The 21,781-nt window shown below is 38.4% G+C and carries 16 protein-coding genes and 1 pseudogene; 4 read left to right on the top strand and 13 right to left on the bottom strand.

Annotation, left to right across the window (positions count from 1 at the left end; genetic code table 11):
- Window positions 1-38 precede the first annotated feature (38 nt).
- Window positions 39-1,361, bottom strand: a pseudogene (locus tag HMPREF0381_RS14745) (IS1380 family transposase).
- A 284-nt stretch (window positions 1,362-1,645) separates the two neighbouring features.
- On the opposite strand from HMPREF0381_RS14745, the gene HMPREF0381_RS13670 reads away from it, so the two are divergent.
- On the top strand, window positions 1,646-4,669 hold the full coding sequence (locus HMPREF0381_RS13670; RefSeq protein ID WP_008752605.1) for a glycoside hydrolase family 2 TIM barrel-domain containing protein: 3,024 nt from the start codon (window positions 1,646-1,648) through the stop codon (window positions 4,667-4,669).
- Between the two features lie 22 nt (window positions 4,670-4,691).
- Window positions 4,692-6,047 (top strand): MFS transporter, encoded by a 1,356-nt coding sequence (locus HMPREF0381_RS13665; protein ID WP_040461555.1) that lies wholly within the window; start codon window positions 4,692-4,694, stop codon window positions 6,045-6,047.
- 63 nt (window positions 6,048-6,110) lie between these two features.
- Here HMPREF0381_RS13665 and HMPREF0381_RS13660 read toward each other — a convergent pair whose 3' ends face one another.
- From HMPREF0381_RS13660 to aroF, 12 genes are all read right to left on the bottom strand, one after another.
- A complete protein-coding gene (locus tag HMPREF0381_RS13660) occupies window positions 6,111-6,386 on the bottom strand; it encodes a helix-turn-helix domain-containing protein (RefSeq protein ID WP_008752603.1) in 276 nt (91 codons plus the stop codon).
- On the bottom strand, window positions 6,379-6,684 hold the full coding sequence (locus tag HMPREF0381_RS13655) for a type II toxin-antitoxin system RelE/ParE family toxin (RefSeq protein ID WP_278244442.1): 306 nt from the start codon (window positions 6,682-6,684) through the stop codon (window positions 6,379-6,381). The genes HMPREF0381_RS13660 and HMPREF0381_RS13655 overlap by 8 nt, the downstream gene beginning before the upstream one ends.
- Window positions 6,685-6,838: 154 nt before the next feature.
- Window positions 6,839-11,107, bottom strand: a complete 4,269-nt coding sequence (locus HMPREF0381_RS13650; RefSeq protein WP_008752601.1) for a 2-hydroxyacyl-CoA dehydratase — start codon at window positions 11,105-11,107, stop codon at window positions 6,839-6,841.
- Window positions 11,108-11,353: 246 nt separating this feature from the next.
- Window positions 11,354-11,611, bottom strand: a complete 258-nt coding sequence (locus HMPREF0381_RS13645; RefSeq protein ID WP_040461548.1) for a SemiSWEET family transporter — start codon at window positions 11,609-11,611, stop codon at window positions 11,354-11,356.
- A gap of 210 nt (window positions 11,612-11,821) precedes the next feature.
- A complete protein-coding gene (gene trpA, locus HMPREF0381_RS13640) occupies window positions 11,822-12,592 on the bottom strand; it encodes a tryptophan synthase subunit alpha (RefSeq protein ID WP_008752599.1) in 771 nt (256 codons plus the stop codon).
- Window positions 12,585-13,775: a tryptophan synthase subunit beta gene (gene trpB / locus HMPREF0381_RS13635; protein ID WP_008752598.1), complete on the bottom strand. Its 1,191-nt coding sequence runs from the start codon at window positions 13,773-13,775 to the stop codon at window positions 12,585-12,587. The genes trpA and trpB overlap by 8 nt, the downstream gene beginning before the upstream one ends.
- Complete coding sequence (locus tag HMPREF0381_RS13630) at window positions 13,762-14,370, bottom strand: phosphoribosylanthranilate isomerase (RefSeq protein WP_008752597.1); 609 nt, start codon at window positions 14,368-14,370, stop codon at window positions 13,762-13,764. The genes trpB and HMPREF0381_RS13630 overlap by 14 nt, the downstream gene beginning before the upstream one ends.
- Entirely contained in the window at window positions 14,357-15,154 is a 798-nt protein-coding gene (trpC, locus tag HMPREF0381_RS13625; RefSeq protein WP_008752596.1) for an indole-3-glycerol phosphate synthase TrpC, read from the bottom strand. Before trpC ends, HMPREF0381_RS13630 begins: the two co-directional genes overlap by 14 nt.
- A complete protein-coding gene (trpD, locus tag HMPREF0381_RS13620) occupies window positions 15,147-16,163 on the bottom strand; it encodes an anthranilate phosphoribosyltransferase (protein ID WP_008752595.1) in 1,017 nt (338 codons plus the stop codon). Before trpD ends, trpC begins: the two co-directional genes overlap by 8 nt.
- Window positions 16,160-16,732, bottom strand: a complete 573-nt coding sequence (locus HMPREF0381_RS13615) for an anthranilate synthase component II (protein WP_008752594.1) — start codon at window positions 16,730-16,732, stop codon at window positions 16,160-16,162. Before HMPREF0381_RS13615 ends, trpD begins: the two co-directional genes overlap by 4 nt.
- Window positions 16,729-18,180, bottom strand: coding sequence for an anthranilate synthase component I (trpE, locus tag HMPREF0381_RS13610; protein WP_008752593.1), 1,452 nt, complete (start codon window positions 18,178-18,180; stop codon window positions 16,729-16,731). The genes HMPREF0381_RS13615 and trpE overlap by 4 nt, the downstream gene beginning before the upstream one ends.
- A gap of 9 nt (window positions 18,181-18,189) precedes the next feature.
- Entirely contained in the window at window positions 18,190-19,203 is a 1,014-nt protein-coding gene (gene aroF, locus HMPREF0381_RS13605; RefSeq protein ID WP_040461545.1) for a 3-deoxy-7-phosphoheptulonate synthase, read from the bottom strand.
- Between the two features lie 1,161 nt (window positions 19,204-20,364).
- Here aroF and HMPREF0381_RS16025 point away from each other — a divergent pair.
- Together HMPREF0381_RS16025 and HMPREF0381_RS13595 are read left to right on the top strand one after the other, a co-directional pair.
- The gene (locus tag HMPREF0381_RS16025; RefSeq protein WP_008752591.1) at window positions 20,365-20,502 is read left to right on the top strand and encodes a helix-turn-helix domain-containing protein; all 138 of its coding nucleotides are present in this window, start codon (window positions 20,365-20,367) and stop codon (window positions 20,500-20,502) included.
- Between the two features lie 3 nt (window positions 20,503-20,505).
- Window positions 20,506-21,399, top strand: a complete 894-nt coding sequence (locus HMPREF0381_RS13595; RefSeq protein WP_008752590.1) for an ORF6N domain-containing protein — start codon at window positions 20,506-20,508, stop codon at window positions 21,397-21,399.
- Window positions 21,400-21,781: the final 382 nt, after the last annotated feature.

Genomic DNA, 21,781 nt, shown 5'->3' with positions numbered 1-21,781 from the left:
CCAGTTGTTATCAAGCTTCCAAGGTTCATTATTAGTTGTTATTCAAGCTGTATACATAGCTTGTTGATATTGGATAGAGTCTCATAGAACTCATCCTTATATGGACAACTGCTACACAGCTTGAATGTTATATACCTTGCTGAACGAATTACTTTTGCAGCAATCTTTGGCAGTTTTAGACGGATAGTATCAATACGCTGTTTTCTCATATTTGTAGATAATGCGGGTCGTCTAAACCAATTAAATATGTTATAAGCAAGTGCATGTATTTGGAGCCTGTTGGCATTTACAATCCTTGTATGACTGCTAACAGAAGCAAAGTCAAAACCTGTTTTGTTTTCCTTTATGAAGTTTTCCATTAAACCTCTTTTACAATAGAACTTGATTAGATATTCAGGGGATGACTCCATGTTTGTAACAATGAATGTATACATGTAAGTCATTTGGTTTTCAGGCTTTTCAACTTTACACACAACACGTCTTTCATAAGGCCAAGGACCTGCCTGATATATGAACTCACCATAAACCATAGCATAATCTACTTTGTTGTTTTTTGTAATTTCATCAAGTTCATCTGCAAGATAAGATGCCTTATCACGAAGGATAGTGTTTTCTTTCAAACGAATTACATAGCCTGTACCGTTTTCTTCACACTGTTTATAAAACTTAGTGTTGCAAAGCCACTATCTCCGCGAAGGAGAAGTTTAATTTCCGGAAAATCTTCAAGATATTCATCAAGTATAGGCTGAAGAAAGTCCACAACCCCTGTACTTGAATGCTGAGTTCCATCCCGGAGCTGAATTTTAATTAAATCTCTGGTAATTCCATCGTAGCAAACAAGCGGATGGTAACCGTTACTTTGATAGTGAAAGTTAAATGCTCTGCCTTCCTGCTTGCCGTAGGCATTAAGAAGTGTTGAATCCAAATCTAAAATGATAACTTCAGGCATCTGAATGCTATAAACTTTCTTTCGAAGAATTTGATTTATTGAAAGGAACTGATTCAGAGAATCTTCATCCATTCGATTGTGAAATCTTGAAATGGTCGGTTGTGATTAAAGTATCTTTATTAAGCACTGCTTTAAACACAGGATCATTTGTAAGTTCATCTGAAGTGTCATCTTCAAAATAGCCTGCAATGATCATATATATCATTTGAAGAAGGTTTTCTCTATCAGTATGATAACGGAATAATGCAGAATCATTGGTTTTAAATGATTGACCGAAAAGTTTATCAATGCCAAGTTTACTTACGAATTCTTTTATAAGAAGTAAGCCGGCATCAGAGGATAAATCGCCTCCGTCGAAATTAATTTTAATTTTTCTATTGCTTTCAAGTGATAAGGTGTTTACAATACTCATAGAGGGCTCCTTTGTGTGTTTTTTGAGTTTTAGCACCTTAATTTTACCACAAATGGACGCTCTTTTTTTATTCACTTGATAAGTGAAAGGTAATATGTAATAAAAACATAGTAATAATGTAGTTTTCAGCCACTTTCATGGCGCTGACATGAATAATCTAGGTTAAATACATTATAGTTTATAGACAAAAGACTACAAAAATACTAAAATCAAGCTAACTTAATAAAGTACGAAATTGAAAAGTTAATACTATAGTATGATATTGTTCATACAAGGAGGTTGAAATGATTGTACCGCGTTATTATGAGGACTTGAAGGTTTTACATGACAACACTATGCCGGCAAGAGCATATTATATTCCGGCTTCAAAGAGAATGGATAATCTTTTGGAGAATCGTGAAGCATCTGACAGAATACAGTTTTTGAACGGAATATGGAAGTTTAAATATTTTGAAAGTATCTATGATGTAAAGGAAGAATTTTTTAAGCAGGGATTTGATGTATCAGATTATTCAGATATTAAGGTACCGGGAGTGTGGCAAAATGAGGGTTATGATCATCATCAGTATACAAATATAAAATATCCTTTTCCTTTTGATCCGCCGTATGTACCACAGGATGTTCCATGTGGAGCGTATATCTATGATTTTGAATATAAAGAGGATGAGAAGGCCAAAAAAGCATTCTTAAATTTTGAAGGTGTTGACAGTTGCTTTTATCTATGGATAAATGGCTCGTATGTGGGATACAGTCAGGTATCGCATGCGACAAGTGAATTTGATATTACGGATATAATAAAAAACGGAAAGAATACCATTGCTGTTTTGGTAATGAAATGGTGTGACGGATCTTATTTGGAGGATCAGGATAAATTCCGTATGACCGGAATTTTCAGAGATGTATATATCTTGAAAAGACCACAGGCTTCTATAAGAGATTATAAAGTTAATACAGAGGGAGAAAAGTTAAAGCTGGATATAGAACTTACAGATCCTATAGAAGTAAAAATAGAACTTGAGGATGGGAGTGGGAAAAAGGTAGCCTGTGGCATAGTTAATCGGACAGGAAGTATAGAGTTTAAAGTTTTAAATCCTGTTCTTTGGAATACTGAAAATCCATATCTTTATACTTTGGTACTTGAAACAGAGGTGGAGACTATTGTTGAATATGTAGGATTCAGAACCGTTGAGATCATTGATAAGGTGCTTTATTTTAATAAGCAAAAGATAAAGTTTAGAGGTGTAAACAGACATGATTCGGATCCTATAACAGGATTTACAATCGGTATAGAACAAATCATAAAAGACCTTACTTTAATGAAGCAGCACAATTTCAATTCTATCAGAAGCAGTCATTATCCGAATGCACCATATTTTTATCAGCTATGTGACAAGTACGGATTTATGGTTATTGATGAGGCGGATATTGAAGCACATGGTCCTGTTATGGTTTACAGAAAAGAGGATACCGACTACAACAGATTCAAAAGATGGAATGAAAAGATAGCGGATGCTCCGGCTTGGGAAGCTTCCATTCTTGACAGAGTGGAGCTTATGGTAAAGAGGGAGAAGAACAGACCTTCTATCGTAATGTGGTCAATGGGAAATGAGAGTGCCTACGGTTGCAATTTTGAAAAGGCACTTAAGTGGACAAAAGAGTATGATCCTTCAAGAATTACACAGTATGAGAGCGCAAGATACAGAAATTATGATGTAGTGTACAATTATGATCATCTGGATATATACAGCAGAATGTATCCTTCACTTGATGAAATCAGAGAGTATCTAAAAAATGATGCAAGCAAACCGTTCTTACTGGTAGAGTATTGTCACAGTATGGGAAACGGTCCCGGAGATTTTGAGGATTATTTTGAACTTATTCATGAAAACGATCTTATGTGTGGAGGTTTTGTATGGGAGTGGTGTGACCATGCAATATATAAGGGTACAGCAAAAAACGGTAAAACTATGTACTACTATGGCGGTGACCATGGAGAAAAAGTACATGATTTAAATTTCTGTATGGACGGGCTTGTATATCCGGACAGAACACCACATACAGGACTGCTTGAATATAAGAATGTTTACAGACCTGCAAGGGTAGTTTCATATGATGAAGAAAGTGTAAAACTGGTGCTTCACAACTATATGGATTTTGATGATCTGGGGGACTTTATAGATGTTAATTATGAAGTGAGCTGTGACGGAATAAGTGTTGAAACCGGAGTCTTAGATCTTCCTTCTATAGAGGCACATAGTGAAAAAGAGCTTGAGCTTAAGATAAAGATTCCAAATAAGGGAAAGGTATTCCTTAAACTTATCTATATACTTAAAAAGGAAATGCTTTTGATTACAAAGGGATATGAACTTGGATTTGATGAGTTGAAGATTAAAAATGAAGATGGAAGAAATCAAAATGCAGTGAAATGGCTTGACAGAGAAGTTACTGTATCTGATATGGAAGTAGCAGAAGATGATACATCGGTAATTATTAAGGGCAAGACTTTTACATATACCTATAGTAAGAAAAACGGAATGTTTGAATCATTAGTATTTGCAGGAAGGGAATATATCAACAGACCTATGGAGCTTAATATATGGAGAGCACCTACAGATAATGATATGTATGCAAAGATTGAATGGAAGAAGGCAAAGTATAATGAAGCATATGTAAGAGCTTATGAAACAGATATTATACAGTCGGAAAAGTGTGTTGAGATATCTGTAAAAACTTCTATGTCTGCTGCAAGTATTCAAAAGATATTGGATGCGGATATTGTTTGGAAAATCGACTGTATGGGAGGAATAACATCTTCTATCAAAGTTGTAAAGGATGAAGAGTTCCCTGACTTACCAAGATTTGGAATAAGATTATTCCTTGATAAGGAGCTTGAAAATATTGCATACTTCGGTATGGGACCTTATGAGAGCTATATAGATAAACATCAGTCAACAAGTCATGGTATATATAGAGCAAAGTTGAGCGAGATGCATGAAGATTATATAAATCCACAGGAAAACGGTAGCCACTATGACTGTGACTATGTGGAGCTTGCAAACGGACAGTTCGGTATGGTGGCGGCAGCCAAAAAAACTTTCTCATTTAATGCCTCGGTTTATACACAGGAGGAGCTTGAAAAGGCGGCACATAATTTTGAACTTAAAGAGTCAGACAGCACAGTACTCTGTCTTGATTATGCTCTAAACGGTATCGGTTCAAACAGCTGTGGACCTGTAGTGACAGATAAGTATAGATTTGATGATATCAAGTTTGATTTTGATATAAGTATAATACCTTTTGTTAAGTAAAATATATGGAAAGGAGAGTCTTATGGAAGAAAAGAAATATTTAAAGTGGTATAACAAGGTAGGTTACGGTTCCGGTGATATAGCAGGAAATGTGGTCTATGCACTCTTAGCCGCATTTGTAATGATATATTTAACGGATATTATAGGACTTAATGCCGGTATAGTAGGAACGTTGATTGCGATTTCAAAGATCTTTGACGGTATCAGCGATGTGTTCTTCGGTGCCATGATTGATAAGACCAAGACTAAAATGGGTAAGGCAAGACCTTGGATGTTATATGGATATTTCGGATGTGCCATATGTTTGGCAGCGATATTTTGTATACCTGTGGATATGGGAAGTACCGCTCAGTATGCGTGGTTTTTTATAGCATATACATTATTAAATGCAGGATTTTATACAGCTAATAATATTGCATACTCATCACTTACCGCACTTATTACAAAGAATAATTCGGAGAGAGTGCAGATGGGATCTATAAGATTTATGTTTGCATTTGGAACAAGTATGCTTATTCAGGCTGTGACAGTCGGATTTGTGGCAAAACTTGGTGGCGGTGCGGCAGCGTGGAGAACAGTTGCTATTATATATGCAATAATAGGAGTTATATCAAATACCGTTTCGGTATTATCAGTCAGAGAACTTTCGGATGAGGAACTCTCCGAAGGGAAAAAGGATGATGAGGCACAGGAAAAATACAATCTGATTGAGGCGTTTAAAATACTGGTTCACAATAAATATTTTCTAATGATTTGTGGTGCTTACCTTTTGATGCAGCTTTATTCGGCTACACTTGGAATGGGCATTTACTTTATGAAGTATGTACTTGGAAATGACGGATTATTTGGAACATTCTCATGGGCTGTTAATATTCCTATGATTGTAGGGCTACTTATAACACCGGTTCTTGTCGCAAGATTAAACGGTATGTATAAGTTGAATATAGTAGGATATGTGATAGGCACAGCAGGTCGTCTGGGAGTGGTTGTTGCAGGATATATGGGAAGTATTCCGCTTATGCTTTTCTTTACAGCTATTGCGGCATTTGGGATGAGTCCTCTTCAAGGTGATATGAATGCGCTTATTGCAACAACATCAGAGTATACAAGACTTACGACAGGTAAAAAGGTGGACGGTACAATGTATTCCTGTACGTCCTTCGGAACGAAGGTAGGTGGAGGACTGGGTACTGCTATAGCAGGTTGGATGCTTGCGGCAAGCGGATATATTCAGAATGCCGTAATCCAGCCGCAGTCATGTGTAAATATGCTTTATATTATGTACTTATGGCTCCCAATGATCTTCAATGTGTTGATAACTTTTATACTTATAAATCTGAAAGTGGAAAAGGCAAATAAGGAGCTTCAGAGCCGGTAAAAAAATTTATAATATATGAATATACAATAGGTGGAGTTACATATTGTGACTCCACCTATTATATTAGCGGATGCTGATAGTAAGTTTTTTACCAAGTGCAAGTGCAAGCTTATTTATTGTTTCTATACTGGTATTACGTCCACATTCAATTCTTGCAATTGTAGATTGTGGAACATGAGATATTTTAGCAAGTTGTCTTTGAGACAGCCCTGCACTTTGTCTGGCATGTGCAACAGTGAGGGCACTTTCTAAAATGGCCTTTTCATTCAGGTATCCGTTTTTAAAGTCATTGTTTTTTAGTTCATCATTTAAATAATCATCAAATTTAACATTAGCCATTATTATTCTCCTCGAATTCTTTTTTTAAAACCTTAGCATGTTTTATTTCATTAATAGGTGTTTTTTGTGTCTTTTTGGTGAAACCATGTGTAATTATATATCGTTCATCAGTAACATGAAAGTATAGAGCCCGTTGAATATTTGAAGATACCTTTGAACGTATTTCAAAAATATCATCATCTACCTTTTTGACCCATTCCATACGCTGTGCAACTAATAAACCATGTTCCTGTACCATATTGATGATTGCTAAAAGCTTTTGCTTGTCTTTAATAGGTAAACTTTGTAGAAATTCAATAAATTCATTTTTTCCGGTTGGCCTAGTATAAAACTCAAATTTAGGTTTCTTAATTATAGTTCAATGATACCATATACTGTTCAAAATTACAAACTGATATAATACTGCATTTAAAAAGAAGCTCCACAGATATAATCCGGAAGCTTCTTTTTTATTATGATATAACTTTCTTATTCTTATTTTCTTCTTTCAAATTCTTCTGTGCAGTTGAAAGCATCAGCTTGATTCGATTCAGCTGGTTTACTTCCGAAGCACCGGGGTCATAGTCTACCGCTATGATATTGGCTTCAGGATGTGAGCGGCGAAGTTCCTTTATAACACCTTTACCCACCACATGGTTTGGAAGACAGCCGAAAGGTTGTGTGCAGACAATATTAGGAGTGCCGGTCTCTATGAGTTCAAGCATTTCGCCTGTTAAAAACCAGCCTTCACCGGTCTGATTGCCTATAGATACATAGTCCTTAGCCATATTTGCAAGGTGGTCAATTCTTGACGGTGCAATGAAATGCTTGCTCTTTTCAAGTGCTTTTCTGGCATCGCCTCTTAGAGCCTCAAGTACCTTTATACCGGCATTTGCCATAAAGGCGGCTTTTTTAGGCATACCGAGATGTTCAGCCTTGAAGTTACTGTTATAGAAGCTGTATAGCAAAAAGTCCATAAGGTCAGGCATTACAGCCTCTGCACCTTCCTTTTCAAGCAAATCCACAATATGGTTGTTTGCAAGAGGAGAGAATTTTACAAGGATTTCTCCTACAACACCTACTCGCGGCTTCTTTATATTAAGCCTTGGAAGGTTGTCAAAGTCTTTTACAATACCTCTTATATTTCTTTTGAATTCACCGAAATTAGGCTTTCTTACAGACAGAGAGTCAATCACACGATTTCTCCATTTTCTATGAAGTCTGTTGGCAGCACCCTTTTCCTTTTCATAAGGTCTTGTAGCATATAAAACTCTCATAAACAAATCGCCATATACTACAGCCTGCATGGCCTTGATAATCATAGCGGGAGTCATCTTAAAGCCCTCATTAGTTTCCATGCCGTTTGCATTGACAGAGATTACAGGAATCTGTGCCATATCCACCTTTTCAAGTGCTCTTCTGATAAAGCCTATATAGTTACTGGCTCTGCATCCGCCACCGGTTTGGCTCATAAATATTGCTGTTTTATTAGGGTCATATTTGCCTGAAAGCAATGCTTCCATTATCTGACCTACTACTATCAAAGACGGATAGCAGGCATCATTATTTACATACTTCAGACCACAGTCAATGGCAGAGCGTGAGTCGTTTTGCAGTACCTCTACATGGTAGCCGAAAGCATTAAGCGCCGGCTCTAAAAGATCAAAATGTATAGGAGACATCTGTGGACAAAGAATAGTGTATTCATCCTTCATCTCCTTTGTAAATACCTTTCTGTGGTAAGCTGAAGATTGTACTTTTCTTTCAAAGTTTTTCTTATCTCTTACACGGAGTGCGGCGATAAGTGAACGGATACGGATTCTTGCGGCACCGAGATTGTTTACCTCATCAATCTTAAGTACGGTATAAATTTTTCCCGAGCCTGTAAGTATATCGCTTACCTGATCTGTAGTTACGGCATCAAGTCCGCAACCGAATGAGTTCAGCTGTACAAGGTCAAGGAAGTCATCTTTTTTTACAAGGCTTGCAGCGGCATACAACCTTGAATGATACATCCACTGATCACTTACAATAACAGGTCGTTCAACCTTGGCAAGGTGTGATACGGAGTCCTCTGTAAGTACTGCAATACCGAATGAAGTAATCATATCAGGAATACCGTGATGGATTTCAGGATCCACATGATATGGTCTGCCTGCAAGTACAATACCATGGCGATTGTTCTTATGCAGCCACTCTATAGTTTTTTCACCCTCTCTTTCAATATCCTTTTTTGCCTGTATAAGCTCTGTCCAAGCCGCATGTGCAGCAAACTTTACTTCTCTTTCATTTATATCAAATTCCTGCTTCATTACCTTTATAAGCTGATTTGTAAGCACTTCTTCATTTGTAAATGCCATAAAAGGATTTAAAAATCTGGTATTTGTTTCCCTGATTTCTTCCACATTATTCTTTATATTCTCGGCATATGAAGTAACGATAGGGCAGTTAAAATGGTTGCCTGCATCAGGTTGTTCATTTCTCTCATAAGGTATACATGGATACCAGATAGTGCGGATGCCGTTCTTTATAAGCCATGAGATATGACCATGTGTAATCTTGGCAGGATAGCACTCCGACTCGCTTGGAATGGATTCGATACCAAGTTCATATATCTTTTTGGTGGACATAGGAGAGAGTACGGTTCTAAAGCCGAGGTTTCTAAAAAATGTTGCCCAGAAAGGGAAGTTCTCATACATATTTAAGACTCTTGGGATACCGATGACACCTCTGAATGCCTTATCCGGAGTGAGCGGCTCATAGCCGAACATACGGTTGTACTTGTAATCATAGAGGTTCGGTACATCCTTCTTTACTCTGTCTTTTCCAAGTCCTCTTTCACATCTGTTTCCTGATATGAAGTTTCTGCCGCCTTCAAATTTGTTTACAGTCATTACACAGTTATTATTACATCCGCGACATCTGGTCATAGAAGTGTCATACTGTAAGCCTATGATTTCATCAAGAGGAAGCATAGTAGTCTTTTTGTTCTCATACCTTTCTCTGGCAATAAGGGCGGCTCCGAAAGCACCCATAATGCCTGCAATATCAGGTCTTGTTACAAATCCGCCTGAAATCTTTTCAAATGCACGAAGTACCGCATCATTGTAGAATGTGCCGCCCTGTACCACTATATGTTTTCCGAGGTCTGCGGCATTTGAAATCTTTATAACCTTAAACAGTGCATTTTTAATAACTGAATATGCAAGCCCTGCTGAAATATCTGCTACGGTAGCCCCTTCCTTTTGTGCCTGCTTAACATTTGAGTTCATAAAAACTGTACATCTTGTACCGAGGTCTACAGGACTTTTTGCAAAGAGAGCCTCTTTTGCGAAGTTTTGTACCGAGAAGTTCAATGAACCTGCAAAGGTCTCTATAAATGAACCGCAACCTGCGGAGCAAGCCTCATTTAACTGTACAGAGTCCACAGTGCCGTCCTTGATACGGATACATTTCATATCTTGACCGCCTATATCAAGTATACAGTCAACAGAAGGCTCAAAGAATGCCGCTGCATAGTAATGTGCAATAGTCTCCACTTCACCCTCATCCAGCATAAAGGCGGCCTTAAGCAGTGCCTCACCATAGCCGGTAGAACATGAGTAGACTATCCTTGCATCAGGACGAATCTTATCCTTTACCTCTTTTACAGCTCTTATGGCGGTAGCCAGCGGTGAACCATGATTGTTGGAATAGAAGTTCCAAAGCAGGCGGCCGTCTTCGCCCACAAGTGCAATCTTTGTAGTGGTTGAACCTGCATCAATACCTAAGAAGATGTTTCCGCTGTACTCTTCAAGCTTTCCTGTCTTTACACTGTGTCCAAAATGTCTTTTGGAGAATTCTTTATAATCTTCTTCGTCCTTAAACAGCGGTTCAAGTCTGGCAACCTCATGTTCCATCTTGATACCCTCTTTCAACTTTTTGATAAGGTCTGAAATACCGATTATAGCATCTTTACTTTCACAGTTTAATGCAGCACCGATAGCGGCAAACAGGTGTGAGTTGGGCGGATCCACTATGTATTCACCTGTCAGATTGAGTGTTCTGATAAATGCCTGCTTAAGTTCTGAAAGGAAATGAAGCGGTCCGCCAAGGAATGCCACATGACCTCTTATAGGTTTACCGCAGGCAAGACCTGAGATAGTCTGGTTTACCACAGCTTGGAATATAGAAGCTGAAAGATCCTCTCTGGTAGCACCTTCGTTGATAAGCGGCTGTACATCAGTCTTTGCAAAAACTCCACATCTGGCAGCTATCGGGTAGATAGATTTGTAATTTTTGGCATACTCATTCAGTCCGATGGCATCTGTTTGCAAAAGTGAAGCCATCTGATCGATAAAGCTTCCTGTACCTCCTGCACATATACCGTTCATTCTCTGGTCAATACCGCCTGTAAAGTAGATAATCTTTGCATCCTCACCGCCAAGCTCTATAGCTACATCAGTTTGCGGTGCAACCGCTTTCAGTGCAGTGGCTACAGCGACAACCTCCTGTACAAAAGTTGACTTTAGATGTTTTGAAAGGGTAAGACCGCCTGAGCCGGTGATCATAGGAATAATATTTACTTCTCCTGTTTTTTCAAATGCTTCGGATAACTGTGCCGCCAGTGTACCCTGTATATTTGCATAATGTCTGCGATAATCTGAAAATACTACTTCATGATTGCTGTCAAGTATAGCAATTTTGACTGTAGTAGAACCTATATCTATACCCAACACATAGGTTTTTTCCGTGTTTTGCATATAATAACCTCTTAAATAAGCTTAAAATCAAATTTGTGTTTCTTAAGTACAAAACACTGACAATCAGTATTTTGACTTTTCATCTTTGCATCAAATATAATTGTATACAAAGATAACATGTAAAAACATGATTTCATATCATAGCACAATGCTAGGAATAAGGCAATGAATAAGAGATTAAAAGAGTGTTAAAAATAAAAAGTGCCAAAACTGAGTTTAATCGGAATCGGCACTTTGTAATGTTTATTATAATGCTGTTATTGTTGCAATCAAGCCGAAGATTACTCCGGGTAAGTTTGCCGCTGAAAGCGGATAATCTCTCTTTTCAAGCAGTAAACCGTATACAGTCCAAATGGAGCAGTTAATTGTAGCTGCCAAAGGCTGCAAGAAGAATGTCTTATGCCCATGCAGGTTTCCGACTATTTGAGGAACATAGGATATATACATTATCACAGAAAGTGCAGTTCCTATCCAACCCATAATCTCTAAATTCTTTTCGCTCATATTTATACCTCTCATATCTAAAGCCATGTAACGGTAGTTTTATATTGAAAGCCGGCACATATAAAAACTTTCAAATAATTTATCTACTTCGTATTATAGCAGATTGGAATTTGCAGTATAAGTGTATTTCCTGTAATAATTTAAATATATCGCAGTGAGGTATTTTATAGGAGCGGTACAAAGTTTTTTGTGTATATTGTTTGTAAGAAATCAGTCCATCGCTTCCTTCATCTCTTTTACATACTTCCCGATATATTTTGGAGCTTCGTTTTTATATTTTTTGAGTAGATTTATAATAGCTGAACCTACAATAACTCCATCCGCAATTTGGCTCATCTCATTTGCCTGCTGTGGTGTAGATATACCGAAACCTATAGCACATGGGACGGATGTATTTTCCTTTACGACCTTTACTATGGAGTCAAGGTCGGTAGTAATCTCACTTCTGGTACCTGTTACACCAAGGCTTGATACAATGTACAAAAAGCCTTTAGCTTCCTTTGCAATCATTGCAATTCGATCATCTGAGGTAGGGGCAATCAGTGAGATAAGGTCAACTTTATGGCTGTCAGCCACATCAAGGAACTCACCCTTTTCCTCAAACGGAATATCAGGAAGTATGATGCCGTCAATACCCACTTCATTGCATTTATCGAAAAACTTTTCGGCACCGTATGAGAATATAACATTTGCATAGGTCATAAATACAAGTGGAATACTTATTTCTTTTCTGACATCCGCTACCATATCAAAGACCTTATCAGTGGTAATGCCGCCTTTAAGTGCTCTTATATTGGCACCCTGTATCACAACTCCTTCTGCTGTAGGGTCTGAAAACGGTATGCCTATCTCAATAAGGTCGGCACCGTTTTTTACCATCTCCAAGATAGCCGCCTTTGTTGTGTCTACATCCGGATCGCCGCAGGTGATAAACGGAATAAATGCTTTTCGGTTTTTGAATGCTTCATGTATCTTATTCATACAGGTCTTCTCCTTTATATCTTGCAATGGCTGCACAGTCTTTGTCACCTCTTCCTGAGACGGTGATTACAATTATTTTGTCCCTGCCCATAGCAGGTGCTATTTTCTTTGCATAAGCTATAGCATGAGCGGATTCAACAGCCGGGATAATGCCCTCCATCCTTGAGAGATACTCAAATGCCTCTACCGCTTCATCATCCGTAACAGGTACATAGCTTGCTCTTTTTATATCATTGAGGTAGGCATGCTCAGGTCCGACTCCCGGATAGTCAAGTCCGGCGGAAATAGAATAAACAGGTGCGATCTGGCCATACTTATCCTGACAGAAGTATGACTTCATACCATGGAAGATTCCAAGACTGCCCGTGTTGATAGTAGCGGCGGTTTCAAAGGTGTGAATACCCTTTCCGGCTGCTTCACATCCTATAAGTGCCACATCCTTATCATCTATAAAGTTATAGAAACTTCCGATTGCATTTGAGCCGCCGCCTACACATGCCAGTATTGCATCGGGGAGTCTACCCTCCTTTTCTAAGATTTGCTCTTTTATTTCCTTTGATATGACCGCCTGAAAATCTCTTACTATTGTAGGGAACGGATGAGGACCCATTACGGAGCCGAGACAGTAATGTGTATCGTCAATTCTGCTTGTCCATTCTCTCATAGCCTCTGAAACCGCATCTTTTAGAGTTTTTGTGCCGCTTGTTACAGGAATAACTGTCGCGCCCAGAAGTCTCATCTTGTAGACATTCAGTGCCTGACGGACAGTGTCCTCTTCACCCATAAACACTACACATTCCATACCCATAAGAGCGGCGGCGGTAGCGGTTGCCACACCATGCTGACCTGCACCTGTTTCAGCGATAAGTCTGGTTTTGCCCATTTTTTTTGCAAGCAGTGCCTGACCGAGTACATTGTTTATCTTATGTGCGCCTGTATGTGTAAGGTCTTCACGTTTCAGATAAATCTTTGCACCGCCAAGATCCTCAGTCATCTTTTTTGCAAAGTAAAGCTTTGAAGGTCTGCCTGCATAGTCATTCAAAAGATAATTCAGTTCCTTATTAAATTCAGGATCGTTTTTATAATGATTGTACGCCCTTTCAAGTTCTATTACCGCATTCATCAAGGTCTCAGGTATATACTGACCGCCATGAATTCCAAATCTTCCTTTAGTTTCTTTCATTTTCAACCTCTCTTACTAATTTTACAAATCTACGCATCTTAGCCATGTCTTTTTTGCCTTCTGTTTCTATTCCGGAGCTTACATCCACACCGAATGGATGCAGGGCAATTATTTTTTTAACTATATTATCAGGGGAAAGCCCGCCTGCCAGAAAATAATCCCTGTCAAAATCCTTTAATATTGATTCATCTAAGGTTTTACCGTCACCGGCACCTGCATCCAATAAGATAAAATCGGCATCAGTTGTAATTGCCATATCAGCTTTTGATTGTATCTGACAGGCTTTTATAACAGGTATATTTATATGATTTTTCAACTTATTGATGTATTCATTATCTTCATTTCCATGTAACTGAACAAGGTCAATAATATTATTTCCAACCAAATATATGATGTTCTCAATATTTTCATTTACAAATACACCTACCGCTTTTACTGTGGGATTCAGCTTGGATTTCAGCTTTTTTGCCATATCACAGGAGATAAATCTCTTACTTTTTTTGGCAAAGACAAAACCGATATAGTCAGGCAATATTTCATTGACTACATCTATATCTTCCTCTCTTGTTATGCCGCATAACTTAATTTTTGTCATTTTTACCCTTTAGCCAATCCAATGTGGCTTTTTTATCTGTTGAACGCATAAGTATTTCACCTACAAGAGCGGCATCCGCTCCCATATCTTTGATGTTTTTGATATCCTTAGGAGAACTTACACCGCTTTCCGAGACAAACAATATATCTTTTGGAACCAGATCACGCAATCTTTTGCTGTTATTTGTATCTACAGAAAAATCTTTCAGATTTCTGTTGTTTACACCGATAATACGTGCATTTATTTTTTGTGCCGTCTCTATTTCAGCTTCGTTATGACATTCTACCAAGGCGGAAAGTCCAAGCTCGTCACAGATATCTTTATAATATTTTAATTCAGGCAATGACAGTATTGAACATATGAGCAGTACACAAGAAGCTCCCATTATCTTGGCTTCATATATCATATATTCATCAACGGTAAAATCCTTTCTAAGAAGCGGAACGGCAGCTGTCTTGGCTATTTCCGTCAGATACTCGTCACTTCCTAAAAACCACTTCGGTTCTGTCAGCACGGATATACAGTCTGCACCGGCCTTTTCATATTCTTTGGCAATCTTTAGATATGGAAAATTCTCTGCAATAATGCCCTTTGAAGGGGATGCCTTTTTGCACTCACATATAAAGGAGAGTTCAGGTTTTCTTAGAGCATTTTCAAAGGAGAATCTGTCAGAGGTTACTTTGCTTGCTTCAAGTTTTATCATCTGCAAAGGGATTTTTTTCTTTTTTTCCTCTATTCTCTCTCTTGTATAATTTGCTATTGTATCTAAAATTGTACTACTCATGGCTCACCTTGATAAAGTCTTCCAATACTTTTAATGCTTTTTTGCTGTCAATAAGCCTTGCGGCAAGATTTATCCCTTCCTGTATACTTTTTGCCTTTTCACCGATGTAGAGTGCCGCTCCCGCATTTAAAAGTACGGCATCCCTTTTGGCTACTTTTTCACCGTTTAAAATGGCGAGAGTGATGGCGGCATTTTCTTTCGGGTCACCGCCTGCCAAATCCTCTTTTTTGCAGCGGGAAAGTCCGAAATCTTCAGGTTTTATCTCATAGGTATATAATGTGCCGTCTTTTATTTCACATACTTTTGTAGGTGCGGAGAGTGAAATCTCATCAAGTTTGTCCATGCCGTAGACCACCATACCTCTTTTTACACCAAGCTCTACAAGGACCTTTGCAAGCGGCTCTATCAGATATTCATCATATACTCCCAGAAGCTGGCGTTTCGGATGTGCGGGATTTGTCAGCGGACCAAGTATATTAAAAACTGTTCTAAATCCGAGTTCCTTTCTGACGGCACCCACATACTTCATTGAGGTGTGATATTTTTGTGCAAAGAAAAAGCAAATGCCTACTTTTTCAAGCAGTTGTCTGCACTTATCAGGGTCTTCGTCAATATTTACTCCTAAAGCTTCAAGGCAGTCCGCAGTACCGCATTTTGAAGATGCCGCCCTGTTGCCATGCTTGCTGACTTTCATACCGCCGGCAGCGGCAACTATTGCTGAAGTTGTGGAAATATTGAAGCTTCCTGCATTGTCACCGCCGGTTCCCACTATTTCAAACAGGTCAAAGTCGGTGTCAACAGGTATTGCATGTTCTCTCATAGCCTTAGCACATCCGGCTATCTCACCTGTTGTCTCGGCTTTGGCACTTTTTGTGGACAGGGCTGCAAGAAATGCCGCATTTTGAGTAGGGGTAGTCTCACCGTTCATGATTTCATTCATTACAGTGTAAGCCTCATCAAAACTTAAATCTTCTTTATTTACAATCTTTATAATAGCTTCTTTAATCATAATCTTTCTCCTATAAAGTTTTTCAGCATCTCTTTTCCATAGATTGTCATGATGGATTCCGGATGGAACTGCACACCGTATATCGGAAAGGAGATATGTTCTACAGCCATTAACTCACCGTCATCAGTTTTTGCTACTACCTTAAGAGTATCAGGGAGTGTATTTTCAAGAGCGGCAAGAGAGTGATATCTTGCAACCTTGCTTGTATCAGGTATGTCTTTAAATATAGGGCAGTTTGTATCAAAGTGAGTGGTGGAGTCTTTGCCATGCATCAGTTTTTTGGCATAGGTGACAGTTGCACCGAAAGCCATGCATATGGCCTGATGGCCAAGACATACCCCAAGTATAGGGATATTTTTTCCAAGTTCTTTTACCACATCTATAATGACTCCGGCATCTTCAGGTCTGCCCGGACCCGGAGAAATAATTATCTTTTCAGGTGCGTGAGCTTTTATATCATCTACACTCATTTCATCATTTCTTATAACCTTTATATCAGGATTTATTTCTCCTACCATCTGAAAGAGATTATAGGAAAAACTGTCATAATTATCAATTAATAGAATCATTTGTTTATCTCCTGTGCTTTTTTTAAGGCGTCCACTACGGCACCCGCTTTATTGATGCTTTCCATATATTCTTTGTGAGGGTCTGAGTCCGCCACGATACCGGCACCGCTTCTTATAAAAACCTTACCGTTTTTCTTATATGCAAGTCTGATAGCAATACAGGTATCCATATTTCCTGTGAAGTCAATATAGCCTATTGCACCGCCGTAGATACCTCTTTTGTTGTTTTCAAGTTCTTCTATAAGCTGACAGGCACGAATCTTCGGAGCACCTGAGAGAGTACCTGCCGGGAGTACAGCCTCAAGTGCATTAAGTGCATCATATTCAGGTCTTATCTCGCCTCGAACGGTGGAACCTATATGCATCACATGTGAGTATCTCTCAATAGAATGAAATTTTTCAACAACCACGCTACCGAACTTACTTATCTTTCCAAGGTCATTTCTGCCAAGATCTACAAGCATGTTGTGTTCTGCAAGTTCCTTTTCATCAGCAATAAGTTCTTCTTCAAGTTCTTTATCCTCTTTTTCAGTCTTGCCTCTTTGTCTTGTGCCTGCAAGCGGAAAGGTATGCAGTATGCCGTCTTCAAGTTTTACCAAGGTTTCAGGAGAAGCACCTGCCACCTCTACATCCGTTCCTGAAAAGTAGAACATATATGGAGACGGATTGACGGTTCTAAGTACTCTGTAAGTGTCAAACAGACTTCCTTCAAAGTTTGCCTGTAATCTGTTTGAAAGCACGATTTGGAAAATATCGCCCTCTTTAATATGATGCTTTGCTTTGTCGATCATTTTGGAGAACTCGTCTTTGGAAAAAAGCGGTGTTACTTCACTTAGCAGTTTTCCTCCTTCAAAGGATTTTTTGCCTGTATATAAAAGTTCTTTGATTGAGTTAAGTCTTTTTATTGCTTTTTCGTATTCGACACTAATGTCTTTATTAAGTTCAATATTTGTTATAAGGATTATCTTTTGCTTAACATTGTCAAATGCGATAACATCCTTAAACAGCATCAAATCTATATCCTTAAAGCCTTCGCCGTCGTCAATATCCGTTTTTGTACTTGGCTCTTTGTAGTTTATAAAGTCAAAGGAAAAGTATCCCACAAGTCCTCCTGTAAATGGCGGGAGAGAGGGTATTCTTGGACTTTTATATTTTTTCAGCAATTCTCTGAGATAGTTTGACGGATCATTACATTCAAATTCTTTTCCGTCAACATTCACCTTGCCGTCAATACAGCTGATTGAAAGTTCAGGCTCAAATCCTAAGAAGGTATATCTGCCCCAGTTTTCATGTGCCTTGGCGGATTCCAGCAGATAGGCATGAGTGGAAGCCGATTTTAGAATTCTCATAGCTTCAATAGGTGTGATAAAGTCTGATAATATTTCTATGCTCACAGGTGCCAGTGTATATTCTTTATTTTCTTTCAGTTTTTCAAGTTTGGCTAACATATATTCTCCTTATAATGTCTTTCCTTCTAATGCGACTCTTTTTTTGATCTCTCCCATCAGATTGTCAAATTGGTCAAGATCAAGTGACTGTGCTCCGTCACAAAGGGCTTTTGCCGGATTGTTGTGTACCTCTATCATAATGCCGTCCGCACCCACTGCAAGTGCCGCCTTTGCAAGAGGTGGTACAAGTGATCTTATACCCACCGCATGGCTCGGATCCACAATTATCGGAAGATGAGTTTTTTCTTTCAACAGTGCCACGGCTCCAAGGTCAAGGGTATTTCTTGTAGCGGTTTCAAATGTTCTGATACCTCTTTCACAGAGAATTACATTCTCATTTCCCGATGCCATGATATATTCGGCACTCATTAGGAATTCTTCTACAGTATTGCAAAGCCCTCTTTTTAGAAGTATAGGCTTTTTCAGCTTGCCGACTTCTTTTAACAGATCAAAGTTTTGCATATTTCTGGCTCCGATTTGTATGATGTCCACATTTTCAAACAGCGGTATTTGTGTCTGATTCATTACTTCCGAGATAATCGGGATATGCACCGCCTCTTTGGCAGACTCAAGGTAGTCAAGTCCTTCTTTTCCAAGACCTTGGAAAGCATAGGGTGAGGTTCTTGGTTTAAATGCACCTCCGCGAAGGATTACGGCACCGCTTTTTTTCACACTGTTTGCCACCATTGTGATTTGTTCTCTTGTCTCTACACTGCAAGGACCCGCAATAACTGTAAATGTGCCGCTACCGATATTTACATCACCGACTTTTATGATTGTATCATCCGGGTGGACTGTTCTTCCGGCGGCTTTATAGGTCTCTGTGACTCTTTTACCGTAGTCCACTATCGGATGGGTAGCTACTATTGTGTCCATATCTATCTGTGCCGTATTGCCTATAAGGCAGACTGCCGTATGCTCTGTTCCCGGAGCATATATTGTATCAAATCCTATATTTTCAAATTCCTGTCTGAAATTTTGTATTACTTCTTCACTGACTCCTGCTTTTAAAATAAATACCATATGTCCTCCTGATAATATGTGTGTTCCCGCAATCCTTGCAGGCATTCATACTTCGCATTTTGCATTACGATTTTTGGTGTTGCGTGATACTACGGATTGCTTCGCACTGCGTGTTCCCGCAATCCTTGCAGGCATTCGTACTTCGCACATTTTGCATTACGATTTTTGGTGTTGCGTGATACTAAGAAGTACTTTACACGCTTGCGTGATACTACGGATTGCTTCGCACTGCGTGCTCCCGCAATCCTTGCAGGCATTCGTACTCCGCGCATTTTCCTTACGGAAAATGGCTGCGTACTCATGTCTGTACGAGTCTCAAGGACTTACCCCCTCTTACAACAAGTTGAAGAGTGGGTAATCCTTTGAGACTCTAGTATCACGCAAAAAAGTCCTTGTTAAATAAAACCTGAACGGTTTATTTAACAAGGACGAAATTTCAACAAAAAAATCGCGGTGCCACCTTGATTCACAGTATGACCTGTGCACTTTAAGATACCTACATATCCCTTGCAACTGACGTATGCGAACGTCGTAGAATACTCTGCCTATGCATTTGACTACGCCCTCCATGGTCCATTTGTCAGACTGTTTCTTATCCGGCTCTCAGCCCCCCGGACTCTCTGTGAAGTCATGAATGACTTTATCTCCATATCAACGGTTTACTTGATTTCACGATTGTAATATAAAATCAACCGACTGTCAACAAAAATAATCGTTACAGTTCAGCTACTTATATTTTATATCTGCTTATGTACTGATTTAAAGAGCTTCCCTTATGCTTATAGGATAACTAAATGACATTGGATACTACGATATACATCACTTTCGGCTTTTGTTTTGAGGTAAATAAAAATAGTCAAAGTCAGTAGGACCAATGAATTTAGGCTTGAGAGAATAGGAAGGTGATTGAAGGGAAGATGTAATAGAAAAAACAACAAGAAGTTATCCACAAAATTTCAAGATTGGAATAATACGTCCATAAAAAGTGGACAACACAAATAATTTACAACTTAGTAGTGGACAAAATGCCGGAAAGTTAAAAAAGTGGATAGGGACAGAAATAGAAAATACTTATTCCTCACCGTTATATAATTTTATATTAAGTTGTGTTTTCGTTATTTTATGTGGTATAGTTAAAATAATTTTGGAGGTGGTATATGAGTGTTTCTTATAGGAAGTACTTCAAATACTTTAGCAAATATGGGTAAAAACGAATATATATCTATGAAAAACCTAGAAAAAATATGTAAAGCAATAAATCTGACTCCAAGTGAAATATTGGAATTTGTGGAGGATTAGAGCATGAAAGATGAGAATACTTTAATACCTATAGATGAAACAAGCATTACAAATCTGATCTATACCATTCGTGGGAAACAGGTGATGCTTGATAGTGACTTGGCGGCTTTGTACCAAGTTGAAACGAAGCATTTAAATAGACAGCGAAGCAGAAATTCTGACAGATTTCCGGAGGATTTTTGTTTTCAATTGACGAAAGAAGAATATGATTTTTTGAGGTGCCAAAATGTCACCTCAAAAAATGAAGAAGGTTCAGGCGGTAGAAGATATATGCCATATATGTTTACTGAACAAGGAATTGCGATGCTTTCCGCAGTTCTTAAAAGTGATGTCGCAACGAAAGTAAGCGTAAATATAATGAGAGCTTTCGTTGAGATGAGGAAATTCGTTCTTTCCAATAGAGAAATGTTTGCTCGCCTTGATAGAGTAGAGCTAAAACAGCTGGAAACAGACAAGAAACTCGAAGAAGTATTCAATTATATTGAGAGCAATACAGAGGTAAAACAAAAGATTTTTTTTGATGGTCAAATCTATGATGCCTTCAGTTTTATTGCAGACCTAATTGGAAAAGCACAGAAAAAGCTGATTTTGATTGATAATTATGTGGATGTAAATACCCTTAACTTACTCTGTAAGAAAAAAACGGGTGTGTATGTACTGATTGCGACAGCAGGAAAAGGGAGATTGTCAACAAAAGATATCAATAAGTTTAATGCTCAATACCCAAAATTAAGTGTGAAAACTACCACGGATTTTCATGATCGTTTTTTGGTTATAGATGACCAAGAAGTCTATTTGATTGGTGCATCTATAAAAGATGCCGGCAAGAAGAGTTTTGCGATAACAAAGATTGAAGATGGAAAAATAGTTCAGGATTTGATTAATAAAGTGAAGTAGGAGGTAGTGGTGTTAGTATATAACTATAGACATAAAAAGTTGAACATCTTATAATTATTATCATAAAGTAAAAGAAAATAAAAGAGTTTAAAATTGAGAATGAAATACTAAAAAAGCTAACACCATATTCGCAAAAAATGTGTAAAGGAGGATGTATCCTGTATTCAAAGTAATCTTAAAAACTGCAATGTAAAGCAAATGTGCAAAGCCTTAAAATTCCCGAGAAGTACTTATTATAAGGATCTTATTTGTGAACCATCAAACAAAAGGAAAGAACATGTACCTGTAGACGATTTGCATTTACTACCTTGGAGCAACTGCTTACTGAGGAAAAATCAAATCCTGATTTCCCTTCCTCACCGCCGGTACTTTCAGGACAAAT

Origin of the sequence: Lachnoanaerobaculum saburreum DSM 3986, from assembly GCF_000185385.1 — a bacterium.
In the GTDB taxonomy this organism is placed as follows: domain Bacteria; phylum Bacillota; class Clostridia; order Lachnospirales; family Lachnospiraceae; genus Lachnoanaerobaculum; species Lachnoanaerobaculum saburreum.
The sequence above is the reverse complement of the archived record's forward strand: the minus strand, read 5'-3'. Positions and strand labels throughout refer to the sequence as shown.